This is a genomic window from Kitasatospora sp. A2-31, assembly GCF_022288725.1.
In the GTDB taxonomy this organism is placed as follows: Bacteria; Actinomycetota; Actinomycetes; order Streptomycetales; family Streptomycetaceae; genus Kitasatospora.
On sequence record NZ_JAKNTA010000023.1, the window covers coordinates 1 to 22,957 of the forward strand.

20 protein-coding genes and 1 pseudogene are annotated in these 22,957 nt (G+C 73.7%); 10 read left to right on the forward strand and 11 right to left on the reverse strand.

Annotated elements, in window-relative coordinates; genetic code table 11:
- Positions 1–407, forward strand: a 407-nt coding sequence (locus MCM47_RS36135) for a hypothetical protein (RefSeq protein ID WP_238951257.1), incomplete at its 5' end; no start/stop codon positions are given.
- A 265-nt stretch (positions 408–672) separates the two neighbouring features.
- Entirely contained in the window at positions 673–1,434 is a 762-nt protein-coding gene (locus MCM47_RS36140; RefSeq protein ID WP_238951305.1) for a class I SAM-dependent methyltransferase, read from the forward strand.
- A gap of 298 nt (positions 1,435–1,732) precedes the next feature.
- Here the strand turns inward: MCM47_RS36140 and MCM47_RS36145 are convergent, their stop codons facing one another.
- Positions 1,733–2,908, reverse strand: coding sequence for a glutathione-independent formaldehyde dehydrogenase (locus MCM47_RS36145; protein ID WP_238951258.1), 1,176 nt, complete (start codon positions 2,906–2,908; stop codon positions 1,733–1,735).
- Between the two features lie 458 nt (positions 2,909–3,366).
- Here MCM47_RS36145 and MCM47_RS36150 point away from each other — a divergent pair, with 458 nt between their 5' ends.
- The 3 genes from MCM47_RS36150 (at position 3,367) to MCM47_RS36160 (ending at position 6,393) form a co-directional block, all read left to right on the forward strand.
- Positions 3,367–3,630, forward strand: coding sequence for a ferredoxin (locus MCM47_RS36150; protein ID WP_238951259.1), 264 nt, complete (start codon positions 3,367–3,369; stop codon positions 3,628–3,630).
- Positions 3,627–5,021 carry an FAD-dependent oxidoreductase gene (locus MCM47_RS36155; RefSeq protein WP_238951260.1) on the forward strand — a complete coding sequence of 465 codons (1,395 nt, stop codon included), beginning with the start codon at positions 3,627–3,629 and terminating at the stop codon, positions 5,019–5,021. Before MCM47_RS36150 ends, MCM47_RS36155 begins: the two co-directional genes overlap by 4 nt.
- 136 nt (positions 5,022–5,157) lie before the next feature.
- On the forward strand, positions 5,158–6,393 hold the full coding sequence (locus tag MCM47_RS36160; protein WP_238951261.1) for a cytochrome P450: 1,236 nt from the start codon (positions 5,158–5,160) through the stop codon (positions 6,391–6,393).
- Positions 6,394–6,576: 183 nt separating this feature from the next.
- On the opposite strand, the gene MCM47_RS36165 is transcribed toward MCM47_RS36160, so the two are convergent.
- The gene (locus MCM47_RS36165) at positions 6,577–7,050 is read right to left on the reverse strand and encodes a MarR family winged helix-turn-helix transcriptional regulator (RefSeq protein ID WP_238951262.1); all 474 of its coding nucleotides are present in this window, start codon (positions 7,048–7,050) and stop codon (positions 6,577–6,579) included.
- A gap of 150 nt (positions 7,051–7,200) precedes the next feature.
- Between MCM47_RS36165 and MCM47_RS36170 the strand changes: the two genes are divergently transcribed.
- Both MCM47_RS36170 and MCM47_RS36175 read left to right on the forward strand, forming a co-directional pair.
- A complete protein-coding gene (locus MCM47_RS36170; protein WP_238951263.1) occupies positions 7,201–8,448 on the forward strand; it encodes an MFS transporter in 1,248 nt (415 codons plus the stop codon).
- 45 nt (positions 8,449–8,493) lie between these two features.
- Positions 8,494–8,938, forward strand: a pseudogene (locus MCM47_RS36175) (heme-binding protein).
- Between the two features lie 274 nt (positions 8,939–9,212).
- Here the strand turns inward: MCM47_RS36175 and MCM47_RS36180 are convergent.
- The 3 genes from MCM47_RS36180 to MCM47_RS36190 all read right to left on the reverse strand — a co-directional run bounded on the left by MCM47_RS36180 (position 9,213) and on the right by MCM47_RS36190 (position 10,296).
- Positions 9,213–9,464 (reverse strand): type II toxin-antitoxin system RelE/ParE family toxin, encoded by a 252-nt coding sequence (locus MCM47_RS36180; RefSeq protein WP_238951264.1) that lies wholly within the window; start codon positions 9,462–9,464, stop codon positions 9,213–9,215.
- The gene (locus MCM47_RS36185) at positions 9,461–9,718 is read right to left on the reverse strand and encodes a type II toxin-antitoxin system Phd/YefM family antitoxin (protein WP_238951265.1); all 258 of its coding nucleotides are present in this window, start codon (positions 9,716–9,718) and stop codon (positions 9,461–9,463) included. The genes MCM47_RS36180 and MCM47_RS36185 overlap by 4 nt, the downstream gene beginning before the upstream one ends.
- Before the next feature lie 257 nt (positions 9,719–9,975).
- Complete coding sequence (locus MCM47_RS36190) at positions 9,976–10,296, reverse strand: transposase (RefSeq protein WP_238951266.1); 321 nt, start codon at positions 10,294–10,296, stop codon at positions 9,976–9,978.
- Here MCM47_RS36190 and MCM47_RS36195 point away from each other — a divergent pair.
- Complete coding sequence (locus tag MCM47_RS36195) at positions 10,295–11,455, forward strand: transposase (RefSeq protein ID WP_238951267.1); 1,161 nt, start codon at positions 10,295–10,297, stop codon at positions 11,453–11,455. The genes MCM47_RS36190 and MCM47_RS36195 overlap by 2 nt on opposite strands.
- 294 nt (positions 11,456–11,749) lie before the next feature.
- On the opposite strand, the gene MCM47_RS36200 is transcribed toward MCM47_RS36195, so the two are convergent.
- From MCM47_RS36200 to MCM47_RS36210, 3 genes are all read right to left on the reverse strand, one after another.
- Positions 11,750–12,805: an AI-2E family transporter gene (locus MCM47_RS36200; RefSeq protein WP_308222595.1), complete on the reverse strand. Its 1,056-nt coding sequence runs from the start codon at positions 12,803–12,805 to the stop codon at positions 11,750–11,752.
- A 349-nt stretch (positions 12,806–13,154) separates the two neighbouring features.
- Positions 13,155–13,586 (reverse strand): nuclear transport factor 2 family protein, encoded by a 432-nt coding sequence (locus tag MCM47_RS36205; protein ID WP_238951269.1) that lies wholly within the window; start codon positions 13,584–13,586, stop codon positions 13,155–13,157.
- A 195-nt stretch (positions 13,587–13,781) separates the two neighbouring features.
- Positions 13,782–14,129, reverse strand: coding sequence for a DoxX family protein (locus tag MCM47_RS36210; RefSeq protein WP_238951270.1), 348 nt, complete (start codon positions 14,127–14,129; stop codon positions 13,782–13,784).
- Positions 14,130–14,401: 272 nt separating this feature from the next.
- Between MCM47_RS36210 and MCM47_RS36215 the strand changes: the two genes are divergently transcribed.
- A complete protein-coding gene (locus MCM47_RS36215; RefSeq protein ID WP_238951271.1) occupies positions 14,402–15,286 on the forward strand; it encodes a hypothetical protein in 885 nt (294 codons plus the stop codon).
- A gap of 161 nt (positions 15,287–15,447) precedes the next feature.
- Here MCM47_RS36215 and MCM47_RS36220 read toward each other — a convergent pair whose 3' ends face one another.
- Positions 15,448–15,624 (reverse strand): hypothetical protein, encoded by a 177-nt coding sequence (locus MCM47_RS36220; RefSeq protein WP_238951272.1) that lies wholly within the window; start codon positions 15,622–15,624, stop codon positions 15,448–15,450.
- Positions 15,625–16,213: 589 nt separating this feature from the next.
- Between MCM47_RS36220 and MCM47_RS36225 the strand changes: the two genes are divergently transcribed.
- A complete protein-coding gene (locus tag MCM47_RS36225; RefSeq protein WP_238951273.1) occupies positions 16,214–16,738 on the forward strand; it encodes an NUDIX hydrolase in 525 nt (174 codons plus the stop codon).
- A 33-nt stretch (positions 16,739–16,771) separates the two neighbouring features.
- Here the strand turns inward: MCM47_RS36225 and MCM47_RS36230 are convergent, their stop codons facing one another.
- Together MCM47_RS36230 and MCM47_RS43575 are read right to left on the reverse strand one after the other, a co-directional pair.
- The gene (locus MCM47_RS36230; protein WP_238951274.1) at positions 16,772–22,090 is read right to left on the reverse strand and encodes a BTAD domain-containing putative transcriptional regulator; all 5,319 of its coding nucleotides are present in this window, start codon (positions 22,088–22,090) and stop codon (positions 16,772–16,774) included.
- Entirely contained in the window at positions 22,087–22,884 is a 798-nt protein-coding gene (locus MCM47_RS43575; RefSeq protein WP_238951275.1) for a BTAD domain-containing putative transcriptional regulator, read from the reverse strand. Before MCM47_RS43575 ends, MCM47_RS36230 begins: the two co-directional genes overlap by 4 nt.
- Positions 22,885–22,957 lie beyond the last annotated feature (73 nt).

Sequence of the window (22,957 nt, forward strand, 5' to 3'; positions counted from 1 at the left end):
GGCTCACCCCCCTCTACCCGACGGCCCTGTCCCTCGACTTCCTGACCGGCCCGGCCCGTGCGCACCTCGCGGGCGGGACCCTGGCCCGGGCACTCGCGCCGACGCGCGAGGCGGTGCGCCGCTACGTACCGGACGGGGCCTTCGAGTCGGCGCTGCTGCTGCGTTGCCGGCTCACTCTGGGGATCGTCCCACCGCGTGACGCGCTGGGTGAGTTGATGGACCGTCAGGAGCGTGACGGCTCCTGGCCGGCGTCGGCCCATCTGCGGCTGACCACACCGGCCGTCCACCGGCCGTGGGCCGTCGCCGACGCCGGCCCCGTCCACCTCGACCACCACCGGGTCTTCACCACGGCAACAGCCCTGGCCGCCCTCGCCGCGGCCGCGAGCGGCGACCGGCGTATTCGCTGAGCCGCCGTGTCGTCCGGGTGCCCGCCGGCGGGACCAGGGACGGGCGGGGCTTTCGGCCGACGCGGGAGAACATCCGAGAATCGGTCGCTCGCTTCGGCGTCACCCGGGGCGTCCTGGTGCCGCGCCAGAGAATGTGTTTGCCCTGTTACGTTGTCAGGCGGGGCAGGCTCCAGGGCACGGGCGGCGCGGCGAGGAAGAGGTTCCCTAACGTGACGCTACTGTGGTGAGGGTGGCGGGAATCAAAGCCGACCGGTGGTCCGAGTCCATGTCGGCGGCCTATGAGCAGTACCTCGTGCCGGTGGTCTTCCGGCCTTTCGCCCGGGACCTGGCTGCCAGGGCGGCGGCACTCCGCCCTCGGCGAGTCCTCGAACTGGCTGCAGGGACCGGAGTCTTCACGTCTGCCCTGCTCGCGGCGGCACCGTCGGCCAAGGTGACGGCCACCGACCTGAACGAGGCCATGGTCGCTCTCGGGGCGGCTCGGTCCCCGGGCGCAGTATGGCGGCAGGCCGACGCGCAGCGGCTGCCGTTCCCGGACGAAGGCTTCGACCTGGTGGCCTGCCAGTTTGGTGTGATGTTCTTTCCTGACCGCATCGGGGCCTTCAACGAGGTCCGCCGGGTCCTCTCTCCGGGCGGCAGGTTCCTGTTCAATACCTGGGGCTCGCTTGGGGCGCACGCCTTCGAAGTCGCGCTGCAGGCCGGGCTGGAGCGGGCCCTTCCGGTCGACCCGCCGCAGTTCTTCCGGACGGTTCCGCACGGCTACGCCGACCCCGCTGTCGTGGCCGCCGATCTGGCGGCCGCCGGGTTCGCCGTCGAGGAGGAGCAGGAGCTGACACTTCAGGGCCGGGCTGCGTCGATCGCCGACCTTGCCGCCGGGTACCTCACCGGAACACCGGTGCGCGAGGCCGTTGAGGAGCGCGGCGACGGTCCGGCCGTCCGCGCCACCGTCATCGAGGAGATGATGGCCCGGCTGGGTCCGGGGCCGGTCACCGCCCCGATGACGGCGTACGTCTTCCGCGCTGCGGCCTGAACCGCGGCCCGCGCCGCCGCCAAGGATCGGGAGTAAGTCGATCTCGACGGGGTGCGCCCCCCGGAGGCCATGCTCAGCAGGCGACGTTGGCCCTGGCCGCGACATTGCGTAGCCGTTCATCGGGCTGCATGTCTGCATCCGGGTGGCGCGGGTGCCCGGGCCGCAGTGGTGATTCGAAGGTGGACGCCGCTCGGGTCCTGCTGCCGGCGGAGCGCCCGTACCCGGTCGCCGCGGCCGCAGTGGCCCAACTGCGGGCGGCGGCCGGGCGGTACCCGGACGCGCGGGACATTCGTCGCGTTCAGCGCTTGTGGCCGTTGCCGTGTCCGTCGGGATGCAGGACCACCTTGGTCCAGCCCTCGTCACGGGCGTCGAAGTGCTCGTACGCGGTGGGGGCCTCGTCCAGGCTGAGTTCGTGGGAGACGACGAAGCTCGGCGTCGCCTTCCCGCCGGCGATCAGGTCCCGCAGCGCCCGGTTGTACTTCTTCACCGGTGCCTGCCCGGTCCCCATGCGCTGGCCCTTGAACCACATCATCCCGAAGTCGATCGGGACCTTGCCCTGCGCCTCCAACTCTCCCTGGGCCTCCGCGCCGCCGGGGTCCTCGGGCAGGAACACGCCCACCACGCCGATGTCGCCCGTGAACCTGACCGAGTCGATCAGCCCGTTGAGGGTGAGGCTGGCATCCTCCTCCCCCTGGGGGTCGTGCGCCTGGTAGCCGACGCATTCACAGCCGTTGTCGGCACCGAGACCGAGGGTGGCCTCCTTGACGACCTCCGCCGGGTCCTGCTCGGCGGTGTTGATCGCGATGGCCCCGATCTCCTCCGCCTTGCGCAGCCGGTCGCCCTGGTGGTCGGCCACCCAGACACGGCCGGCACCCCTGAGGAGGGCCGAGTAGGCCGCCATCAGCCCGACGGGACCGGCTCCGAAGATGATCGTCTGGTCACCCGGCTTGACCTGAGCCATCTCGGTGGCGTGGTAGCCGGTGGGGAAGATGTCGGCGAGCATCACGTAGTCGGTCTGCCGTTCGGCGGCGTCCTCGCCCAGACGCAGGGCGTTGAAGTCGCCGTAGGGCACGCGCAGCAGTTCCGCCTGGCCGCCCTGGTAGGGACCCATGTCGGCGAATCCGTAGGCGGCTCCCGCAAGGGCGGGTTCGGGCTGCATGGTCAGGCAGTAGTTGGTCAGCCCCCGCTCGCACTGCTTGCAGAAGCCGCAGGCGATGTTGAAGGGCAGGACCACGTAATCGCCGACCTGGACCTTACGGACGGCCGAGCCGACCTCCACGACCTGGCCCATGTTCTCGTGGCCCAACGTCCTGCCGGTCTCGAACGAGGTGCGGCCCTCGTACATGTGCAGGTCCGAGCCGCAGATGTTGGTGGTGGTGATCTTGACGATGATGTCGCAGGGATGTTCGATCTCCGCGTCCGGCACGTCCTGCACTGTGACCGTCCACGGTCCTTCGTATACCGCTGCTTTCATGAGGACTTCCCTCTTGCCGTTGCATGACTGCGGTACGGCGGTGATGAGACGGCGCAAGGGTCCGCCTCGCGAAGTCGGCACGACGTCGTCCGTGCCTCCGGCGCGCCTCTACGGACCGTTCACCCGGATCGGGTGGAACGGGGGCGCCGCCACCGGCCCGCCGGGCCCAGCTTCGGCGCTCCGGCGGCGTGCCAAGCGACTTCCCGCCGGTCTGGACGCGAAACAACCACTCACCGATGGACGGGCGGCCGGATGGACGACGCGGACGACGCGGACGACGTGGACGACGCGGGCGACGCGGACGACGCGCACCTCGGCACCGCGCCCGCGAGCGGGGGCGCCCGCCCCGCGTGACGCCCGGCCGGGGTCACTCGATGGGGGTGCTTCGGCGGGCGGGGGCGGGCCGGGTGGCAGAGGCTGACGTGGACGGTGACCGCGTTGGTGAGGGTGGTGCCCCGGTGAGGGTGGTCGTTGATCTCAATCGTTGCCAGGGGTACGCACAGTGCGCGTTCCTGGCGCCCGACGTCTTCCGGATGCACGGGGACGAGGCGCTGCTCTACGTCCCGCAGGCCGGCGCCGAGCAGCGGGAGCGGCTCGCGCAGGCGGTCGCGGCCTGCCCGGTGCAGGCGATCCTGGTCGACGACGGGCAGGACGGGCGGCGCACGCTGCCCGCCGGCGCGCTCGCCGACGGCACCGGCGGCCACGGGGATGGTGGGCGGTGAACCGGGACGGCTGGCTGGAGCAATTGCGGCGCGAGGGCCGCATCGTGATCGTGGGCGCCTCCCTGGCCGGGCTGCGGGCGGCGGAGACGCTGCGGGACGGCGGCTTCACGGGGTCGCTGACGGTGGTCGGCGACGAGCCGTACGGCCCGTACGACCGGCCGCCGCTGTCCAAGCAGGTGCTGCTGGGCCTGGCGTCCGCCGAGCAGACCGCGCTGCCGCGCCGGCGGAAGGTGGACGCGCACTGGCGGCTGGGCAACGCGGCGACCGGGCTGGACATGGCCGCGCACCGGGTGCGGCTGGCCGACGGCGACGAGGTGGAGTACGACCGGCTGCTGATCGCGACCGGGGTGCGGGCCCGCCCCTGGCCGTTCGAGGCGCAGGCCGCCCTGGACGGCGTGTTCGTGCTGCGCGGGCGCGACGACGCGGCCGCGCTGGAGCGCCGGCTGCAGGCGGGGCCGCGCCGGGTGCTGGTGATCGGGGCCGGGTTCACCGGTTCGGAGATCGCCTCCGCGTGCCGGGAGCGCGGCCTGCCCGTCACCGTCGCCGAGCGCGGGTCGGCGCCGCTGGTGGGCGCGCTGGGCGGGGTGATCGGCGAGGTGGCGTCGCGGATGCACCTCGACGCCGGGGTCGACCTGCGGTGCTCGGTCACCGTCACGGCCCTGGAGGGGGACGCGTCGGGCCGGGTCCGCTCCGCGGCCCTGTCGGACGGCACGACCGTGGAGGCGGACGTCGTGGTCGTCTCGCTCGGGGCGATCCGCAACACCGACTGGCTCGCCGGTTCGGGGCTGGGCGCCGGCCCGCGCGGGATCGCCTGCGACGCCGGCTGCCGGGCGTTCGACGTGCGCGGCATCGTCACCGACGACGTGTTCGTGGCCGGGGACGTGGCGCGTTCGCCGCACCCGCTGTTCGGCTACCAGTTCCTCTCCCTGGAGCACTGGGGCAACGCCGTCGCGCAGGCGGAGATCGCCGCGCACAACATGATCAGCACCGCGTCGCAGCGGCTGCCGCACCTGTGGGTGCCGGCGTTCTGGTCCTCCCAGTTCGGGGTGAACATCAAGTCGGTCGGGGTGCCGTCGATGGGCGAGGAGATCGTGGTCACCCAGGGGTCGCTCGCCGAGCGGCGCTTCACCGCCGTGTACGGGCACCAGGGGCGGGTGATCGGCGCGGTCACCTTCGACCACGGCCGCTGGCTCCAGTTCTACGAGGACCTGATCGAACGCACCGCGCCGTTCCCGCCCGCGTTCCCGACCATGGACCGGCCCCGGGAGGGCGGCGAGCCGCGGCCGGCCGGCTTCCCCGACCCGTCCGTGCCCACGCACGGCCCCACGGTCACCGTCAGCGGCTACTCCCCGGCCGACCGGACCGTGGGCTTCACCCCCGGCCGGGCCTGACCGGCGTGCCCGGCGCCCACGCGACGCACCCAGCCCACGGCGCACCCGCCCACGCGGCGCACCCGGCCCCCGCGGCGCACCCGGCGACCAGCGCCCACGCGGAGCGCGGGGTGCCCCACGAACCCGAGGACCCCCGATGACCGACCTCACGCTGCTGCAGCAGATCACCGACTACTCCAACCGCCACGACCCGTACCCCCTGTACGCGCGGCTGCGCGAGAAGCCGGTCCACCACGACGAGACCGGCCCGTACGTGATCGGCGGCTACCACGCGGTGCGCGCGCTGCTGCACGATCCGCGGATCAGCTCCGAGCGCCGCAACCGGACGGCGACCACGGAGCTGCCCGGGCAGGAGGACGGCGACGAGGGCGGCACGCTGCCGCCCAACTTCCTGCGCCTGGACCCGCCCGAGCACGACCGGCTGCGGGCCATCACCAACCGGCCCTTCGGCCCCCCGCACAGCCCCCACCGCATCGACGGCATGCGCGGCGAGCTGCAGACCATCGTCACCGACCTGACCGACGCCCTGGACGGCGACGAGATCGACCTCGTCGAGCGCTTCTCCTACCCGTTCCCGGTGACCGTGATCTGCCGCCTGCTGGGCGTCCCCCGCGAGGACGAGAGCCGCTTCCACGGCTGGGCCGACACCCTCGTCGCAACCCTCGACCCCCAGCCCGGCCAGGACGTCACCGAGCGCGACCGCATCGCCCAACAGGCCCGGATCGAGCTCGGCCTCTACCTCAACGGCCTGATCGAGGAACGCCGCAAGTCGCCCGGCGACGACATGCTCTCCCAACTCGCTTCCGGCGACGCCCCCGAGAGCCGGATGAGCAACATGGAGGTGCTCAGCACCGCCGCGCTGCTGCTCATCGCCGGCCACGAGACGACCGTCAACCTGATCACCAACGGCATGCTCACCCTGCTGCGCCACCCGCAGGTGCTGGAGCGGCTGCGTGCCGACGCGCGGCTGGCGGTGCCGCTGGTGGAGGAACTGCTGCGGTACGAGCCGCCGGTGCAGATGCTGCCCAACCGCACGCCGATCACCGACATCGAGTTCGCCGGCACGACCATCCCCAAGGGGTCCTCGATCTGGCTGATGCTGGCCGCCGCCAACCGGGACCCGAAGCGGTTCGCGGACCCGGACCGCTTCGACCCGGACCGGGTGGACATCCAGCACCTGGGTCTGGGCAGCGGCATCCACAGCTGTTTCGGGGCGCCGCTGGCCCGGCTGGAGGCGCAGCTGGCGCTGTCCGAGCTGGCCCGCCGGCTGGAGCGGCCGCGGCTGGTGGAGGATCCGCCGCCGTACCGCACCAACGCGGTGCTACGCGGGCCCCGGCAGCTGCGGATCGCGATCGACGGCGTGCGGCCGTAGGCGCCGGCGGCCTGGGCGGCCGGGCCGCCGGGCCGGTGGGCCGGTGGGCCGGTGGGCCGGTGGGCCGGTGGGCCTGCCCTGGGGCTGTTCGCCGGCGCTGCGACTGATTTTGACCGTGCGTCAGGCACGGTGAGGCGGTGGGCCAGGGGGCGGGCCGTGGCGCCCGGTCGGGGGTGACGGCGGTCAGGACCGCGGAGGCGCGGACGGGGGGTCCGCCGCTTCGACGGCCTTGACCATGGGGGCCAGCTCGGGGTTGCGGGCGGCGTCGTCGAGCGCCTCCCGCAGGGCGGCGTCGTTGGTGGGCCGGGCCTGCTCCAGCAGCTCCAGGCCCGCCGGGCTCACGTCGGTGTAGATGCCGCGGCGGTCGGTGGGGCACAGGTAGCGGGCGAGCAGGCCGCGGTCCTCCAGGCGGGTGACCAGGCGGGTGGTGGCGCTCTTGCTGAGGACGACCGCGTCGGCGACCTGGTTCATCTGCAGGTGCCCGCCCACGCCGTCGTGCTGGCGGCTGAGCACGTCGAGCAGCGAGTACTCGCGCACGCTCAGGTCGTGCCGGGACTGCAGGGCCCGCTCGATGTGCGCCTCGATCCGGCCGTGCAGGAGGGAGAGGGCGGCCCAGCCGTTGGCGAGGGCGGTCAGCGCGGGATCCGTGGCGGCCATGGGCGCGGGCCTCCTTCCGGGGACGACGTCGGGACGGCAGGAGTCCAGGATACGCCCAATCCAGAAATAACCGCGGTGGACAATATGGAGCGCATGCAACTATTGTCGAAGCACGTAAGACGCAGTAGCAATCGTATGGAAGGTCGCGTCATGCCCCTCGCGCTCCTCGCCCTGGCCATCGGAGCCTTCGGGATCGGCACCACCGAGTTCGTCATCATGGGCCTGCTGCCCGAGATCGCCGGCGACTACGGCGTGTCCATCCCCAGCGCCGGTCTCCTCGTCACCGGCTACGCCGTCGGCGTCGTCCTCGGCGCGCCGCTGATGACCGTGCTCGGCACCAGAATCGGCCGCAAGACGATGCTGATGCTGCTGATGGGCCTGTTCACCGTCGGCAACCTGCTCTCCGCGCTCGCCCCGAGCCTCGGCGTGATGCTCGCCGGGCGCATCGTGGCCTCACTCGCCCACGGCGCGTTCTTCGGCATCGGTTCGGTCGTCGCCGCCGACCTGGTCGCCCCGCAGAAGAAGGCCGGCGCCATCGCCACCATGTTCACCGGCCTCACCGTCGCCAACATCGTCGGCGTGCCGCTGGGTACCTTCCTCGGCCAGACCTTCGGCTGGCGCACCACCTTCGCCGGCGTCGCCGCGCTCGGCGTGGTGGGCCTGCTCGGCGTCGCCAGGCTGGTACCCGCCGTGCCGCGCCCGCAGGGCGCCCACCTGCGCCGGGAACTGGGCGCGTTCCGCAACCCGCAGGTGCTGCTCGCGATGGCGATGACCGTCCTGGGCTTCGGCGGCGTCTTCGCCGCGATCACCTACATCGCCCCGATGATGACCCACGTCGCCGGCTACTCCGACGGCGCGGTGACCTGGCTGCTGGTGCTGTTCGGCGTCGGCATGTTCCTGGGCAACCTGATCGGCGGCAGGTTCGCCGACCGCAAGCTGATGCCGCTGCTGTACGTCACGCTCGGCGGACTCGCCCTCGTGCTGGCGCTGTTCACCCTCACCGCCCACCACAAGGCCCTCGCCGCGGTGACCGTGCTGCTGGTGGGCGGGCTCGGCTTCGCCACCGTCCCGCCGCTGCAGAAGCGCGTCCTCGACCAGGCGCACGGCGCCCCCACCCTGGCCTCGGCCGTCAACATCGGCGCGTTCAACCTCGGCAACGCACTGGCGGCCTGGCTCGGCGGGACCGTCATCTCCGCCGGCCTCGGCTACACCGCCCCGAACTGGGTCGGCGCCCTGCTCGCCGCCTCCGCCCTCGCCCTCGCCCTCTGGTCCGCCGCCCTGGAGCGCCGCACCCCCGCCGGCCAGACCACGGACGCGGCGGCGGCGACGGCGTCCGGGCAGACGGCGTCCGGGCGTGAGGCCGTCGCTCGTCCTGCTGCGATCCCCGTCCACCACTGAGCCCCCTTCCCCCTTCCCCCTCCCCTCTCCCGGAAAGCACAAGCCATGAGCACCACCACCGCCACCCCGCACACCGCCGCCGCCGTCGTCCCGCTCACCACCGCCGACGCCGAGACGCTGCTCGCCGCCGCCCGCACCGCCGCCGAGGCGGCCGGAGTCCCGGTCAGCATCACCGTCCTGGACGCCGGCGGGCACCTGCTCGCCTTCCGCCGCGACGACCGCGCCGTGCTGATCTCCGGCGAGACCAGCACCCGCAAGGCCTACACCGCCCTCCAGCTCGACGCCCCGACCGCCGACCTGACCGCCGCCGTCCAGCCCGGCGCCCCGTTCCACACCCTGCCCACCGCCCTGGATCGCCCGCTGCTGTTCATCGCCGGCGGCCTGCCCGTCCACCGCGACGGCCGCCTGATCGGCGCCCTCGGCATCGGCGGCGGCGCCCCCCGAACAGGACCACGCCTTCGCCACCACCGCCCTGCGGGCACTCGCCTGACCCCGCCCCCGCACGCCGGCCGGGCACCGTGGATGAACGGTGCCCGGCCGACCGCGGTCCGGGACAGGGGTGGGGGGCGGGGCCGGATCGCACTCGCGCGGGCCCTCGGCAACCCGGCCATCGCCGCGCCCGCCTCGACGACGCGGCCACCGTGGACGTCGGGCTCGCCGAGGCCGCAACCGCCGCCCTGGAGCGGCACCACTCCCCCGGCGGGACACCGGCGTTCCGACGTTCACCAGCCGGGCCTTCCGGCTGTCCGGGCCGGGTCGGCCGGTCAGCCGATCCGGCCGAGGTGGATCACGACGATCGTGACGGTGGTCCCGGTGATCTCGTACAGCACGCGGTAGCGTCCGATGTGCATCCTGCGCAGGTCGGGCGAGCCGTACTCCGCAGTGCCTGCCGGGCGCGGGGAGTCGGCGAGCAGGTCGACGGAGTCCATGACCTGCCGCAGGCCCTCGGGGTCGTCGTTGAGGAACCGGGCGGCGGCGTTGATGGCCGGCTCGTCCCAGATGATCGTGTAGCTCAAGTGGAGGGCCCCAGGCCGAGCCGGGCGCGGACCTGCTCGTGCGGCACGCCCGTCGTCTCGCCCGCCGCCTGGCGCACCCGGTACTGGGCCAGGGCGAGGGCGTCCTCCAGCTCAGCGAGCTCCTGGGGGTTGATGAGAACCGCGGCGGGCTGGCCGTGGTCGGTGATGGTGATGCGCTCGCGGGCGTGGGAAGCACGCCGCACCAGCGACCCCAGGCAGGCCCGGGCCTCCGTGATCGGCAGGGTGTCACTCATGTACAGAACTGTACACTTCCCGCTTCTTCTGTACGGGAGATCGCCGGGTGGAGGCGCGGGCGGCAGGGTGGCGGCGGACGCCGGCGGAGCTCGGGCCGTAGGACACGGCGACGTGGTCGGCGGCCAACAGGGGTGAGCAGGAGCACCGTGGCCCGGCTCGCGGCCGGCGCCGCCCCGAACCGCCTTTTCAGCGGGATCTTGCGAGGAACCCCGGCCCATTAGGACTCCGTCGGGAAATTCGCAAACCGGGTAGACGATCAAGCTGCCAGGTCGAGCGTGGCCAGGTGTGAAGTGCGGGTCATGCCGAGTGGGGTGTCGGTGAGCCAGGCGTTGAGCCGGATGAGGTTGATCGCGGTGGCGGCGAGTACGTTGCCGAGGTGGGTCTTGGGCAGTCCGGTGTAACGGGTGCGGCGGATGCCGGTCCGGCGGACAGCCTGCGAGATCGTGCCCTCGACACCGGCCCGGACGTCGTACCGCTTCTTCCAGCCCTCGGTCTGCTGCTCTTGGCGGCGCCGCCAAAGGACTTGTTGCTGTTCGCGGGGCAGGAGCGTCAGCTGGCGGCCATACTTGCCATTCATGAAGATCGTGACGCAGGTGAAGCTGATGCCGGAGGCCGACCAGGCCGCCGCGCTGCGCTCCACCCTGCGCACGCTCAACGAGGCCGCGTGCTGGGTGTCCGGCATCGCCTTCGAGCACGATGTCCCGCGTGAGTACGAGCTGCGCAAGCACACCTACGCAAAGTTGAAGGCCCGTGGAATCGGGGCGCAGGCCGCGCAGCACGTGATCAAGAAGACTCGTGACGCCTACACCACGTTGAAGGCGAACATGCGGGCCGGGAACCTTGGCAAGCCCGGCAGCAAGCGCCGGACCAAGGCCGAGACCAAGCCGATCGCCTTCCGCCCCGAGGCCGCGCAGCCCTACGACGACCGCTGTTTGAGCTGGCAGTACGACCAGCAGACCGTGTCCATCTGGACCATGTCCGGGCGACTCAAGGGCGTGCGGTTCGCGTGCTCGCCGGACGCTCTCAAGACTCTGCGCGACCACCGCAAGGGCGAGAGTGACCTGATCGAGCGCGACGGCGCGTTCTACCTGATCGCCGTCTGCGACGTGCCCGAGAAGCCGCTCAACGAGAACCCGGATGGGTTCCTCGGAGTCGATCTCGGCATCGTCAACATCGCCACCACCAGCGACGGCACCCGCCACGCCGGGCGCGGCCTGAACCGCCACCGCAAGCGTCAGCTCGACCTGCGGAAGACGTTGCAGGCCAAGGGCACCAAGTCCGCAAAGCGACTGCTCAAGAAGCGCGCCCGTAAGGAAGCCCGCTACGCGGCGGACGTCAACCACTGCATCTCCAAGACCATCGTCACCACCGCTGAACGCACCTCACGCGGTGTCGCTCTGGAAGACCTGAGCGGCATCCGCCAGAGGGTACGGCTCCGCAAGGACCAGCGGACCTCTCTGCACTCGTGGAGCTTCCACCAGCTCGGCCAGTACATCGAGTACAAGGCCAAGCGCGCTGGCGTGCCGCTGGTGTACGTCGATCCGGCGTACACCAGCCAGACATGCTCCGAGTGCGGACACATCGACCGGAAGAACCGGGCGAACCAATGCGAGTTCGCGTGCCGCGCCTGCGGCGTCATGATGCACGCGGACCTCAACGGCTCCCGCAACATCGCCGCTCGCGGCGCTGCTGCGTGGACAGCGGGGCGTCAGTCATGCGTCCCAGAGCCAGCCTGACGGCAGCTCTCAGACGTGGGAGGCCACGCGACAGCCAGTCGCGCCCTACTCACAAACCCGATCCTTTAGGGCCGGGTCAAGTTGACAACGGAGGACGACACCCTGCACAGTGCCGATCTCGCCGAGAGGCTCCTGTACGCCGCCCTCACCCGGCTCGGTCCACCCGACCTCCCACCGGCAGGTTGAGCGCAGGACGGCGCTGCGGGCCGCTGCGCCACCCTGGGCCGACGGCCGACGGTTGCCTTGCCCGGTGCGGGGGCGAACCGGGCCGGCGGCCGGCGGGGGGCGGGGTGGTCAGGGTGAGGGGCGTGGCGGTGCGGGCCGGTGGGGTGTGTGCCCGGGGCGGCGCAGTTCGGTGTAGACCGACCAGAGGACGGAGACGGCGGGGACGGCGACCACGGCGCCGATCACGCCGGCGGCGATGCTGCCCGCGAGGACGGAGATCGCGACCACGACCGGGTGGAGGCTGACCGCCCAGCTCATCACCAGCGGGTGGAGCAGGTGGCCCTCGATCTGGCCGATCACCACGATCAGCAGCAGGACGACGATCGCGATCACCGGGCCGCGGGCGGCCAGGGCGACGAGGGAGGCGATCAGCATCGCGATCGGCGAGCCGACCAGGGGGACGAAGGAGGCGAGGAACTCGAGGACGGTCAGCGGCAGGGCGAGCGGCACGCCGAGGAAGAACAGGGAGATGCCGACCATGATCGCGTTGGTGGCGGCGACGATGAAGATGCCGCGGGTGTAGCCGGCGAAGGTCCGCCACCCCGCGCGGCCGCCCCGGTCGAGGTGGTCGCGGGCGGCGGGCGGCAGTTGGAGGGCGACCCACTGCCACATCCGCTCCCCCGAGTGCAGGAAGAACACCGACATGAAGAGGGCGAGCGCGGCGCCGGTCGCGATCTCGAACACCCGGCCGGCACCGCTGACGGCCGTGCTGATCAGCGTCGAGCGGTGCTCGGTGACGAAGTCGGAGACCTTGCGCTGGAGGTCGTCGAAGGTCGACGGTGCGAGGCGGAAGGGTGCGCCCTCCAGCAGTTTCTCCAGCCGGTCCAGGCCGCCCTGGAACTCCTTGGCCAGGCGGGACACGTCGTCCGCGACGCTCTCGCCGATCAGGGCCAGCAGCCCGGCCGGGACCAGGATCGCCACGGCCAGCCCGACCAGGACGGCGAGCGGGCGGGGCAGGACGCGCGCCGCCAGGTCGACCAGCGGGCGGACCACCGAGGTGATCACCAGGGCGAGGAACCCGGCCAGGGTGATCAGGTGGAAGCGCCCCAGCACCATCAGCACCAGGTACCCGACCGCGGCGACGACGAGCAGCCGCCACGCGTAGTCGGACAGGCGGCGCAGCACCGGGCCCGCGCCGCGTGCGGACGCCGCCGTGGGGCGGGGCGTCCGCACCGGGCCGGGGCGCACGGAGCGGGGGCGGGGGGATCCCGGGCGCCTCACCGGCATGCCGCAGGGCCGTGCGCGGCGCGTCGCCGGGTGGTGCGGCGGGCGGCCGGTCCCGCGGGGCGGCTGTGGGGGTGGGGGGTGCTGGGGTGTGAAAGCGGCATGTGCCCTGGATAGCGGGCGGGGCGCCGCGCGGGCTGTTCCCGCGCCGACACACCGGCTCTCCGGGTGATCCGCGGGCGGTGCGGCTGGAGCACTGCGGGGGCGCTTTCGGGCGGGGTACCGGTGCGGGCGGGCGGCCGTTGCGGTGTCAGTCGACCAGTCGGGGTGCGAAGTAGTCGCGCAGGCGGGCGATCCGCCCGTCGCGGATGCGGAAGATCTGCACCAGCGAGACGACCTCGTCGTCACCGTTCCCGGTCCCGTTCCCCGGTCCGTCGAAGACGGTGTCGATCTCGGCGATGAACACGTCGGGGTCGGCGGTGGTGTGCAGCACGTACCCGGACTTCGCCGGGTTCGGGGTGCGGCCGCCGCCGTCCTGCGCCTGCTTCGCGTAGTAGTCCGCCATCGCGCTGCGGATCTCCTCCCGGCCCACCAGCCGCCTGGGGAAGGCGGCGCCGGGCGGCACGAGCGGGGCCTCGAAGACGGCGTCCTCGGTGAAGTTCGCGGCGAGCGCGTCGGCGTCGCGGCTCATGGCCCCGGCCATGACGTAGCTCTGGAAGATCTCCTGCGGCGTTCGGGACACGGCGGTCTCCCTGGACTGGCTCGGGCTCGGACTCAGGTGGCCACATCATCACACCGGCGCGGGTGGGTGGGCGGTTTCCGGCGACGCCGCGGACTGCGGGCCGCGGCGGTGCCGGCGCCGTGCCACCGGCGGTGCCGCGTCCGTGGCGGCACCGCCGGTGGGTGCTCCCCGCCGTCCCGGCGGCGACGTCCGGGGTCAGGCGGCGAGGCCGAGGCCGAGGGTGACGGCGACCGGGACGAGGTACAGGAGCGGGAAGGGCACGGTCTTGTACGAGCGGGCCCGCACGTTGGTGATGACGGCGCCGAGGAAGTAGAGGATCAGGCCGACTGCGGCGGCGATGCCGATGGCGGGGATCGCGAGGCCGACCAGCAGGCCGGCGGCGCCGGCGAGCTTGGCCAGCGCGAGCGGGGTCCACCACGAGCGGGGCACGCCGTACTCGACGAGCGGCTGGGTGACGAACTCGGCGCGGCGGGCCAGCGAGAAGCCGGAGAAGCCGACCCAGAGGGCACTGACGACGGCGAGGACGACGTAGGCGACAGACACGGTGATACCCCTGATTCCTGAGGACGGAAGCCGGCGGAAGAGCCCCGTCCCGCTTCGCTGCACTTGCTCGAACACTCCTTTGACCCGCCGCCCGCACCGGATGTGACAGCCCGCCGGAAGAAGTTTTCGCGGGCCTGTGCGGCGGGGCTCTCGCACGGCCGGCGCCGGGGTGGCGCGGGAGGTCGATGGGGCCGACTTCCCACGCCACACCCGTGCGGTCGCGGGGCCCGTGCGGTGGTCACGGCCGGACGGGGCTCTGGGATCATGGGCGGGTGAGTGGACCGGTGGAGGTGTGGCGACTGCCCGCGCGGGAGTTCGCGGCAGGGCGCAGGGTGTTCGCCTGGACGGTCGGGCCGGACGGTCGGCTGGCCGTGTTGCTGGGGTCCGAGGAGGACCTGACCGTCCGGCAGGGGATCGGCTACGTGACCTTGCCCTGTGACGTCGAGCTGGTGACGGTCGAGGGCGGGAGCGAGTGGCGCACGGCGCTGCCCGGGGTCACGGTCCATCCGCACCACGTCGCCCTGCTGCCCGGCGGCCGGACCCTGCTGGCCGCCGCCTGCGCCGACGAGCTGCCCGACGGGTGGGAGCGCAACGCCGTCGTGTACGGCCCCGACGGGTGGCCGGTGCGGGAGTTCACCCTCGGCGAGGACGTCCAGGCGATGGTGACCGACCAGGCCGGGCGGATCTGGATCGCCTACGGGGAGGAGGGCGTCTACGGCCACCACCCCGCTTCGCAGGACGGCCTGCAGGGCCTGGACAGCGCCGGCCGCTCGCTGTGGCGGCCCCGGCGGGCGGAGCTCCCCGACTACCCGCAGGACGGGATCGCGGCCGCCACCGAGGGCCGGGCCGTCTGGCTGGCCTGGCTCGCCCAGGAGAAGGGGAGCTTCCTCACCCGGGTCGACCCCTTCGACGGCACCTCGTCGACGGTGGCGCTGCCCGTACGCCTGCCGACCGGGTTCGCGGTCACGGGTGACCGGGCGCTCTTCCTGCGCCACCCCGGCGAGCTGGTGCGGTGCCACCGCGTCGACGGGGCGTGGCGGGAAGTGCGGCGGGAACGGCTCGACCTGCCCGGCGAGCTGGACGGCACCCGGGCGTTCGGGCGCAGCGGTGTGCTGTGGTTCCGGATGGGCAACGGCTGGTACCGGGTGGAGGCGTAGCGGCCGGTCGGGTCGGTGGGCGCAAGCGTGCACCCCCCGACGGAAAGGCCTGGGCTCGGTGCGGTCCCGAAGGCCCTTGACGGCCCGTCGCGGTAGGGCGGGCCGTCAAGGCTGGTGCGTGGGGACGGGCGGGGATGCCGTTCCGCGGCGCTGCGGAGCGGTCAGTCGAGTCGCTTGAGCCACCAGAACAGCAGGCCGATGGTTCCCGCGCCGAGGCCGTAGGCCGCTCCGCCGGCGGCCTTCAGCGCCAGCAGCCTTCGGTAGCGGCGGCCGGTGGTTCGGGGGACACGCGGCTTGCCTTCCGCGGGTGCTTCGGGTGTCGGCTTATCCTTCGTCATGAGACCTTCCTGTCGCTGAGCAGGGGTGTCCTGGACGAGGCCCCCGCCCCCTTCTCTCCAAGATCCGGGCGGGGGCCTCATCTATTTCGCACGCTAGATATGCATCTACGAACTTTCAATTACCAAACGCGCGAATCACCCTAGTGTCGCAATGGATTTGCGCAGCTCCGGGAAGCGGTCGCCAGCGAGGCTCTGTGACGTCACTTCCTGTGCCAGGCGGTCATGTTCGGGGCGAAGTCAGCCAGCACCGTCCAGCACTCCAGGCGAACCTTCCTTCGAATTCCGGGGGCATTGCTTCGCCAATTCCGGCACGCCGTACGAGAGGCGCCGGGGCCAGGGAACACCGAATGACATTTCAACGCAAGGGGGCAATTGATCGGCAATTCCGCATTTCGGGGCAATAGGGGCGCGCGATCTGGCCGGCGCCCGGCCTGGCCACCCGGCCCGTAGGCACCCAGCGCAGTCGAAAGGTCACAAGACGCTACGGTAGGGGTGTGCGGGGCCGGCCGGTGGCCGGGGTCGCCGTCTTGGGGCGCCGTGGTCGGCCTGCCCCGTCCTCCGCCCGACCCATCGAAGGAGCGATCCTGCCGTGGCCGTCCCGACCCTCGCTCCGTTCCTCGCGCCGGCCGAGTTCGCGGCCACGCTGCCGCCGCACGCCGTCTCGGCCTCCGTGCTGCTGAGCGACGGCGCCGGCCGCATCCTGATGCTGCACCAGGCCCGCGGCTACCCCGGTCATCCCGCGTGGTGGCAGCTGCCGGGCGGCCTCGGGGATCCGGGTGAGGACCCGGTGGCCACCGCGCGGCGTGAGACGGCCGAGGAGACCGGCATCCGTCTGAGTGCGGTGCTGCGCCCGCTCGTGGTCGACTACCGCTCCGCCGCGGACGGCTGGCCCCCCGTCATCGACTTCGCGTTCGACGCCGGTGCGGTGGCGGCCGGCCGGGAGGTGCGGCTCAGCGCGGAGCACGACGCCTGGGCCTGGCGGACCTACGACGAGTGGCTGCCGGAGCTGCAGCCGGAGCAGACGGCCTGGTTCGCCTCGCTGCGGCGGGCCTGCCGCACGGCCTCCACCGCGGTGCTCGTCGACGGCCGGGACGTCACCGCCGGGCCGGGCTGAGCGGGTGCCGCGCGGGCGGCGGCGCACCGTCGGTCAGTGCCACGGGGGTGTCGGCGTTCCGTCCGGGTCCAGTCCGTACGGCCACCTCCTCGTGCGGAAGGAGGTGAGCAGGCCGGCGCCGGTGCGGTGGCGGGCGTCGGCGCCGTCCAGGTCCCCGGCGTCGGTGACCTGCCGGGCGAGGGCTTCCGCCGCGTCGCCGTCGCCCGCCCGTGCGCGGATCAGGGCCAGCTCGGCGAGGGCGTCGAAGCTGCCGGCTTCGGCGGCGTGGCGGGCCAGTGCCTCGGCGGCTTCGTGATCGCCGTCCTTCTCCCGCATCAGGGCCAGGCAGGTCAGGGCGTAGGTCTCGCCGGCGTCGGCTGCCTGCCGGTAGAGGGCCTTGGCGGCGTCCCGGTGGCCGGCCTGGCCGCGCAGGCGTGCCAGGTTGACCAGGGCGACGATGCTGCCGGCGTCGGCGGCCTGGCGGAACAGGGCCTGGGCCCCGTCCCCGTCGCCGGTCATCTCCCGCATCCGCGCCAGGCTGGTCAGGGCGCCGGTGTGGCCGGCGTCCACGGCCCGGCGGAAGAGGGCCTGGGCGCCCTGCCCGTCGCCGGCCGCCGCCCGTTCCTGTGCCAGCTCGGCGAGGGCACGGCCGCCGCCGTCCTGTGCCACCTGCCGGTAGAGGGAGTCGGCGCCTTCCTGGTCCCCGGCCTTCTCCCGCAGCCACGCCAGGCCGGCCAGGGCGCCGGCGGAGGCCGTACTGCCCGTCGTGCGTCCGGGAGCGCCCCCGGTGGCGCCCGTGGTGGCGGCGACCTGCCGGAAGAGGGCCTCCGCGCCTTCGGGGTCCCCGGTGCCGGCGCGGCGCCAGGCCAGGCCGGTCAGGGCCTGGGCGTGGCCGGCGTCGAGGGCCTGCCGGTAGTAGGCCTCGGCGCCCGCCCGGTCCCCCGCCCTTTCCCGTAGTCGCGCCAGGTCGATCAGGGCGGCGCTGTCCCCGGCGTCAACGGTCTGCCGGAGGAAGGCCTCCGCGCCCTCCCGGTCGCCGGCCGCTTCCCGGATGCGCGCCAGATGGGTCAGGGTGCCGAGGTGGCCGGCTTCGGCGGCCCGGCCGGCCAGCGCCTCGGCGCCCGCCCGGTCCCCGGCCTCCTCCCGCAGCAGTGCCAGATCGGTCAGTGCGCCGAGGTGGCCGGCTTCGGCGGCCCGGCGGTAGAAGGCCTCGGCGCCTTCCCGGTCCCCGGCCTTTCCCCGCAGCCGCGCCAGGCTCATCAGGGCGCTGATGTCGCCGGCGTCGAGGGCCTGGTGGTGGAGGGTCTCCGCGCCCTCCCGGTCGCCGGCCGCTTCCCGGATGCGCGCCAGATGGGTCAGGGTGCCGGTGTCGCCGGCCTCGGCGGCCCGGCGGGCCAGCGCCTCGGCGCCCGCCCGGTCCCCGGCCTCCTCCCGCAGCAGCACCAGGTCGGTCACCGTACCGAGGTGGCCGGCTTCGGCGGCCCGGCGGGCCAGCGCCTCGGCGCCCTCCCGGTCCCCGGCCTCCTCCCGCAGCAGCGCCAGGGCGACCAGGGCGCCGGTGTGGCCGGCCTCGGCGGCCCGGCGGTAGAAGGCCTCGGCGCCCTCCCGGTCCCCGGCCGCCTTCCGCTGCCGCGCCAGGTCGATCAGAGTGCCGGTGTGGCCGAACTCGGCGGCCCGGTGGCGCAGATGGTGGGCCCATTGCAGGCGGTGCCTGGCCTCGGCGGCATCGGCGAGGCTGTGGAGGTCCTCCGGGTGGGCGAGGTGGGTGTGGGCGGCGTGCCAGAAGGAGGCGGGCGGGCACAGCATGCGGCGAGTGGTGCGGCCGTGCTGTTCGAGGTAGTCGGCGAGGCGGAACAGCGGGCCGGCCGTCACCGCGGGCGCGGCCGGCACGGCCGGCGCAGCCGGGGCGCCCGCGGGCCTGCGCGCCGCGCGGGCGTTGGTGCGCCGCAGCAACGCCTGCTTGCCGTGGACGGGACGGGCGAGGTCGGCGAAGGCGGCTTCGGCCCAGTCCTCGGTGAGCTGTTCCCAGTCGTGCTCGGCGAGGTAGTCGACAGCGGCGTCGGTGAGGAAGCCCTGGGGCAGGAACGGCCCGACGCCCAGGCGGCGGGCGTCCATCGCCGCCTCCAGCAGGGCCCGGGCCGCAGGGGTTCCGTGGTCGTAGCGGCGCAGCAGTTCGGGGGCGCCGGCGAGGTCCTGGGCGAGGCGGCCGTGGGTACGGGCGCGGGTGAGGGCGTCCTGCAGCAGGCGGTCGCCGGCGTCGGCGAGGGCGGCGGCGGTGCGCAGGGCCCGGTCGTCGAAGGTGTCGGGGACGGTGACGGTCCGTCCGGCGAGGAGTTCGCGCACGCGGGTGTGCGGGTCGGGTTCACGGGGGTCGGGCAGGTGGGTGTACCGCTGTGCGTACTCGGGCCACAGGGTGCCGAGGACCAGGACGGGTGCGCGGGCGGGCTCGGTGAGGAGGGTGTGGAGGGCGGCGGCGATCCGCTCCCCCGTCTCCGGGTGGCCGAGGTAGTGCTGGGCCTCGTTCAGCCAGACCACGGTGCGCGGGGTGACGCGTTCGAGGTCGGCGAGTGCGGCCTCGGCCCGGGTCGGGTCGAAGGGGTGCCACAGCCGCCAGCCCTGTGCGGCGAGCGGCTGGACGGCCTCCCAGCAGGCCCTCGTCTTGCCCGTCGAGGACGAGCCGACCAGGACCAGCAGGGCGCTGCGGCCGTCCTGGGCCGCCCGGACGGCGTCGGCGAGGACGCGGTCGTGGGCGCGCGGCACGTAGCCGGGCAGGACCCGCAGCCGCTGGCGTCCGGCGAGGGGGCCGGCGGAGGTGGCGGGGTGGACCTCCAGGTCGTGGGGGTCCCAGGCGTGGATCGGCCGTCCGAGGGCGGGCGGGGTGTCGTCGTCGCCGGGTCCGGTGCGCGGGGCGGTCGCGGTGCTCCCGGCCGCGGTCCCGACCGTGGTCGGCGCGTTCAGGGAGACGTGGACGGTACTGCCCTGGACGACGGGGGCGAGGAAGGTGCCCCCGGTCATGCGGTTGTCGACCTGGGTGCCGGCGCCGACGGCGGCCGGTGGCGCGGTCCACGGCGGACTTGCGGCGATCGCCGCGCTGCGGTGCCCGACCAGCTCGGCGACCCTCCGGTTCGGCTTGGCGGCGAGCCTCGCGGCGGCGATGCGTACCGCCAGCGGCAGGAAGCCGCAGGCGGTGACCACCTCCATGGCGGCCTTTGGCTCGGCCTCGACCCGGTACCGGCCGGCGACGGCGGCGAACAGGTCGACGGCCTCGTGCGGGGTCAGCTCCTCGACGTCCAGGAGGTGCGCGCCGGGCAGTTGCGCGAGCCGGGGGCGGCCGGTGACCAGCACGGCGTTGCCGGGGGCCCCGGGGACGAGGGGTATCACCTGGTGGGCGTCGGCGGCGTTGTCCAGGAGGATGAGCATGCGCCGGTCGGCCAGCAGCGAGCGGTAGAGCGCGACGCGCTGCTCGAAGGAGTCGGGGGGCTCGGCCACCCCCAGCGCGTACAGGAAGTCGCCCAGCACGGCGCCCGGGTCGGCCTGGTCGCGGCTCGCGCCGCGCAGGTCGACGTACAGCTGGCCGTCGGGGAAGTCAGCGCGGAGGCCGTGCGCGACGTGCACGGCCAGCGTCGTCTTGCCGACGCCGCCGATGCCGGCGAGCGCCGCCACCACCGGGGCCTGCCCGGATCCGCCGCGCAGGATCGCGCGCAGTTCGCGGACCAGGTCGGCGCGCCCGGTGAAGTCCGCGATGTCCGGGGGCAGTTGGGCCGGTGGCGGGACGGTGGCGGGCTCGTCGCGGTCGACGTCACCCGGCCACGCCGGGAGAAGGGCGGGGTCGCCCGCGAGGATGCGGGTGTGCATCGAAGCCAGCCCGGCGCCCGGCTCGAGGCCGAGTTCCTCGATCAGCAGCTTGCGGGCGTCGGCGTAGACGCCCAGGGCCTCGGCCTGGCGGCCGGCGCGGTAGAGCGCGAGCATCAGCAGTTCGCGCAGGCGCTCGCGCAGCGGATGCTGCCCCGTCAGCTCGTTCAGCTCCGCGATCACCTCCGCACCGTGCCCCAGCTCGATCCGGGCCGCCAGCAGGAGTTCGGACGCGTCGATCCGCTGCTTCGCCAGTTTGATCCGCAGCGTGTCGGCGTGGAATCCGGGCAGGGCCGCCAGGGCTTCGTCGCCGTGCCAGAGCGCGAGTGCGTCGGAGACCGCCTCGGCGGTGGCGGCGTGGTCGCCCGCCGCAGCGGCTGCCCCCGCCTCGGCGAGCAGGCTCTCGAAGACGTGGAGGTCGACGGCCGTGCGCGGCAGTTGCAGCTCGTAGCCGTCGCTGACGCTGACCAGGACGGCGTCCGCCCCCGGTGCCGATCGGCCGGGCACCAGAACTTTGCGCAGCCGCGAGACGTACGTGCGGACGGCGGCCACGGCCTGGGACGGGGCCGGGTAGTCCCACAGGCTGTCGACGATGTCCTGCATCGACATGCGCCTGCCGGCGCGCGCCGCCAGCATGGCGAGGACGGCCCGCTGTTGGGGGGAGCCGAGCGGCAGCTCGGTGGTCCCGCGCCAGGCGCGGACCGGGCCCAGGAGGGAGATGCGCAGTTCGTCGGGCGCGGGCGCGGGGCGGGTCTTCGGGCCTGGCTCCGGGGACGGCTCCGGGGCCGGCTCGGCGGACGGCTCCACGCCGGCCTCCCCCGTCGGGGCAGGCCGGGCGCGTCGCAGTTCCCAGGCCTGGGTGCCGCGGCCGGAGCGTTCCAGGGCTTCGGCCAGTTGCAGCCGGAACCGCTCATGTGCGGGGAACTCGGCGGTGAGGGAGCGCAGTTCGGGGATCACCGCGGCGGGCCGGTCAAGGCGCAGGTCGGCGTCGATCCGCAGTCCCAGCGTCTCCAGTCGCAGGGCCTCCAGCGCCTGCCGTTCCTCCTCCAGCCGCCCGTGGGTACGCACGCCGCTCAGTGCGGGGCCGCTCCAGCAGGCCAGGGCCCGGTCGAGGAGCTCGCGGGCCGGTTCCGGGTGGTCCTCGGCGAGGGCCTGGCGTCCCTGCTCGGCCAGCGCGCGGAACCGGGTGCCGTCCACGCGGGCGGGATCGACGGCGAGCAGGTAGCCCTTGTGCTGCGCCTGCAGGAGCGCGGGCGCGTCGGCGTGCGCGGCCCGCAGGTGGGTGCGCAGCCGGCTCACCAGGGAGTGCAGTTGCGCGTGCGAGCGTGAGGGTTTGAGAGCCGCGTCGCCCCAGATGTCGGTGATGAGCCGGTGGACGGCGACGGGTTGTCCGGGGGTGAGCAGCAGGGACGCGAGCAGGGCCCGGCCGTTCGCGCTGCCGATGGCCACGTCGGTGCCCTCGACGGTCAGTACCACGGGCCCCAGCAGCCGGGCCTCGGTGCGCATCGTGTCGTCGCTCACCGGGAGTCCTCCGGTTCGCCGGAGAGGATCCGCTCGCGCTGGCGCAGCAGTTGTTCGGGCCGGTGCGCGTACTGCCGCTGCCAGGTGCGCAGTTCCTCGTCGAGCAGTTCGAGTGCGCGGCGGCGGGCGCCGGCCCGCACCAGCGCCGTCGATAGCAGGAGCACGATCCCGTCGTCGCCGGGGTGTTCCAGGTGCAGCTGTTGGAGGTCGGCGACCGCTTCGGAGACCGCGCCGAGTTCCAGGCGGGCGCGGGCGGCGCGGGTGCGCAGGTCCCGGCGGACGTCGAGCAGGCCCTGGCGGACCGCCCGCACGTAGGGCGTGGGCTGCAGGTCTGCCAGCGGCTGTCCGCGCCACAGGGACTGTGCGGCAAGGCACATGTTCAGTACTTCCCTGGCGCTTCCCTCGGCCTCCAGTTCCCGCCCGCGGTCGGCCAGTCGGTGGAAGGCGAGGATGTCCAGCGCTTCGGCTCCCATGTGGAGTGCGTAGCTCGCCTGTTCGGGCGAGTGGCCCGGGTAGCTCGCGAGGTGCGGGTCGGAGGCGTCGGCCGGAGTGTGCTGGCGCAGGTGCCGGCGCAGGTGGTGGACGTGGCCCTGGATCACGTTGACGGCGGTCGTCGGCGCGCCCGCCGGCGGCCACAGCCGCTCGCGGATCACCGCGACCGGGACGGCCTGCGAGCGGGCGAGCAGCAGGACGGCCAGCAGGGCCCGGCGCTGCGGGGGGCCGAGGGTGATCGTGAGTGGGCCCCGGCGGGCGGTCACCGGCCCCAACAGGGCGAACTGAAGGTCTGCCACCACGCCTGGCACAGTAACAGCTTGCTCAGTATCCGTTAAGTGCGCGGGCAGTCGCGACGTTTCGCGAACGTTTAGC

Excerpts from the sequence above, each read along its gene's own strand:
- MCM47_RS36140 (WP_238951305.1), top strand. The coding sequence starts at position 673 with ATGTCGGCGGCCTATGAGCAGTACCTCGTGCCGGTGGTCTTCCGGCCT.
- MCM47_RS36145 (WP_238951258.1), bottom strand. The coding sequence starts at position 2,908 with ATGAAAGCAGCGGTATACGAAGGACCGTGGACGGTCACAGTGCAGGAC.
- MCM47_RS36160 (WP_238951261.1), top strand. The coding sequence starts at position 5,158 with ATGACCGACCTCACGCTGCTGCAGCAGATCACCGACTACTCCAACCGC.
- MCM47_RS36165 (WP_238951262.1), bottom strand. The coding sequence starts at position 7,050 with ATGGCCGCCACGGATCCCGCGCTGACCGCCCTCGCCAACGGCTGGGCC.
- MCM47_RS36170 (WP_238951263.1), top strand. The coding sequence starts at position 7,201 with ATGCCCCTCGCGCTCCTCGCCCTGGCCATCGGAGCCTTCGGGATCGGC.
- MCM47_RS36185 (WP_238951265.1), bottom strand. The coding sequence starts at position 9,718 with ATGAGTGACACCCTGCCGATCACGGAGGCCCGGGCCTGCCTGGGGTCG.
- MCM47_RS36195 (WP_238951267.1), top strand. The coding sequence starts at position 10,295 with ATGAAGATCGTGACGCAGGTGAAGCTGATGCCGGAGGCCGACCAGGCC.
- MCM47_RS36190 (WP_238951266.1), bottom strand. The coding sequence starts at position 10,296 with ATGAATGGCAAGTATGGCCGCCAGCTGACGCTCCTGCCCCGCGAACAG.
- MCM47_RS36220 (WP_238951272.1), bottom strand. The coding sequence starts at position 15,624 with ATGACGAAGGATAAGCCGACACCCGAAGCACCCGCGGAAGGCAAGCCG.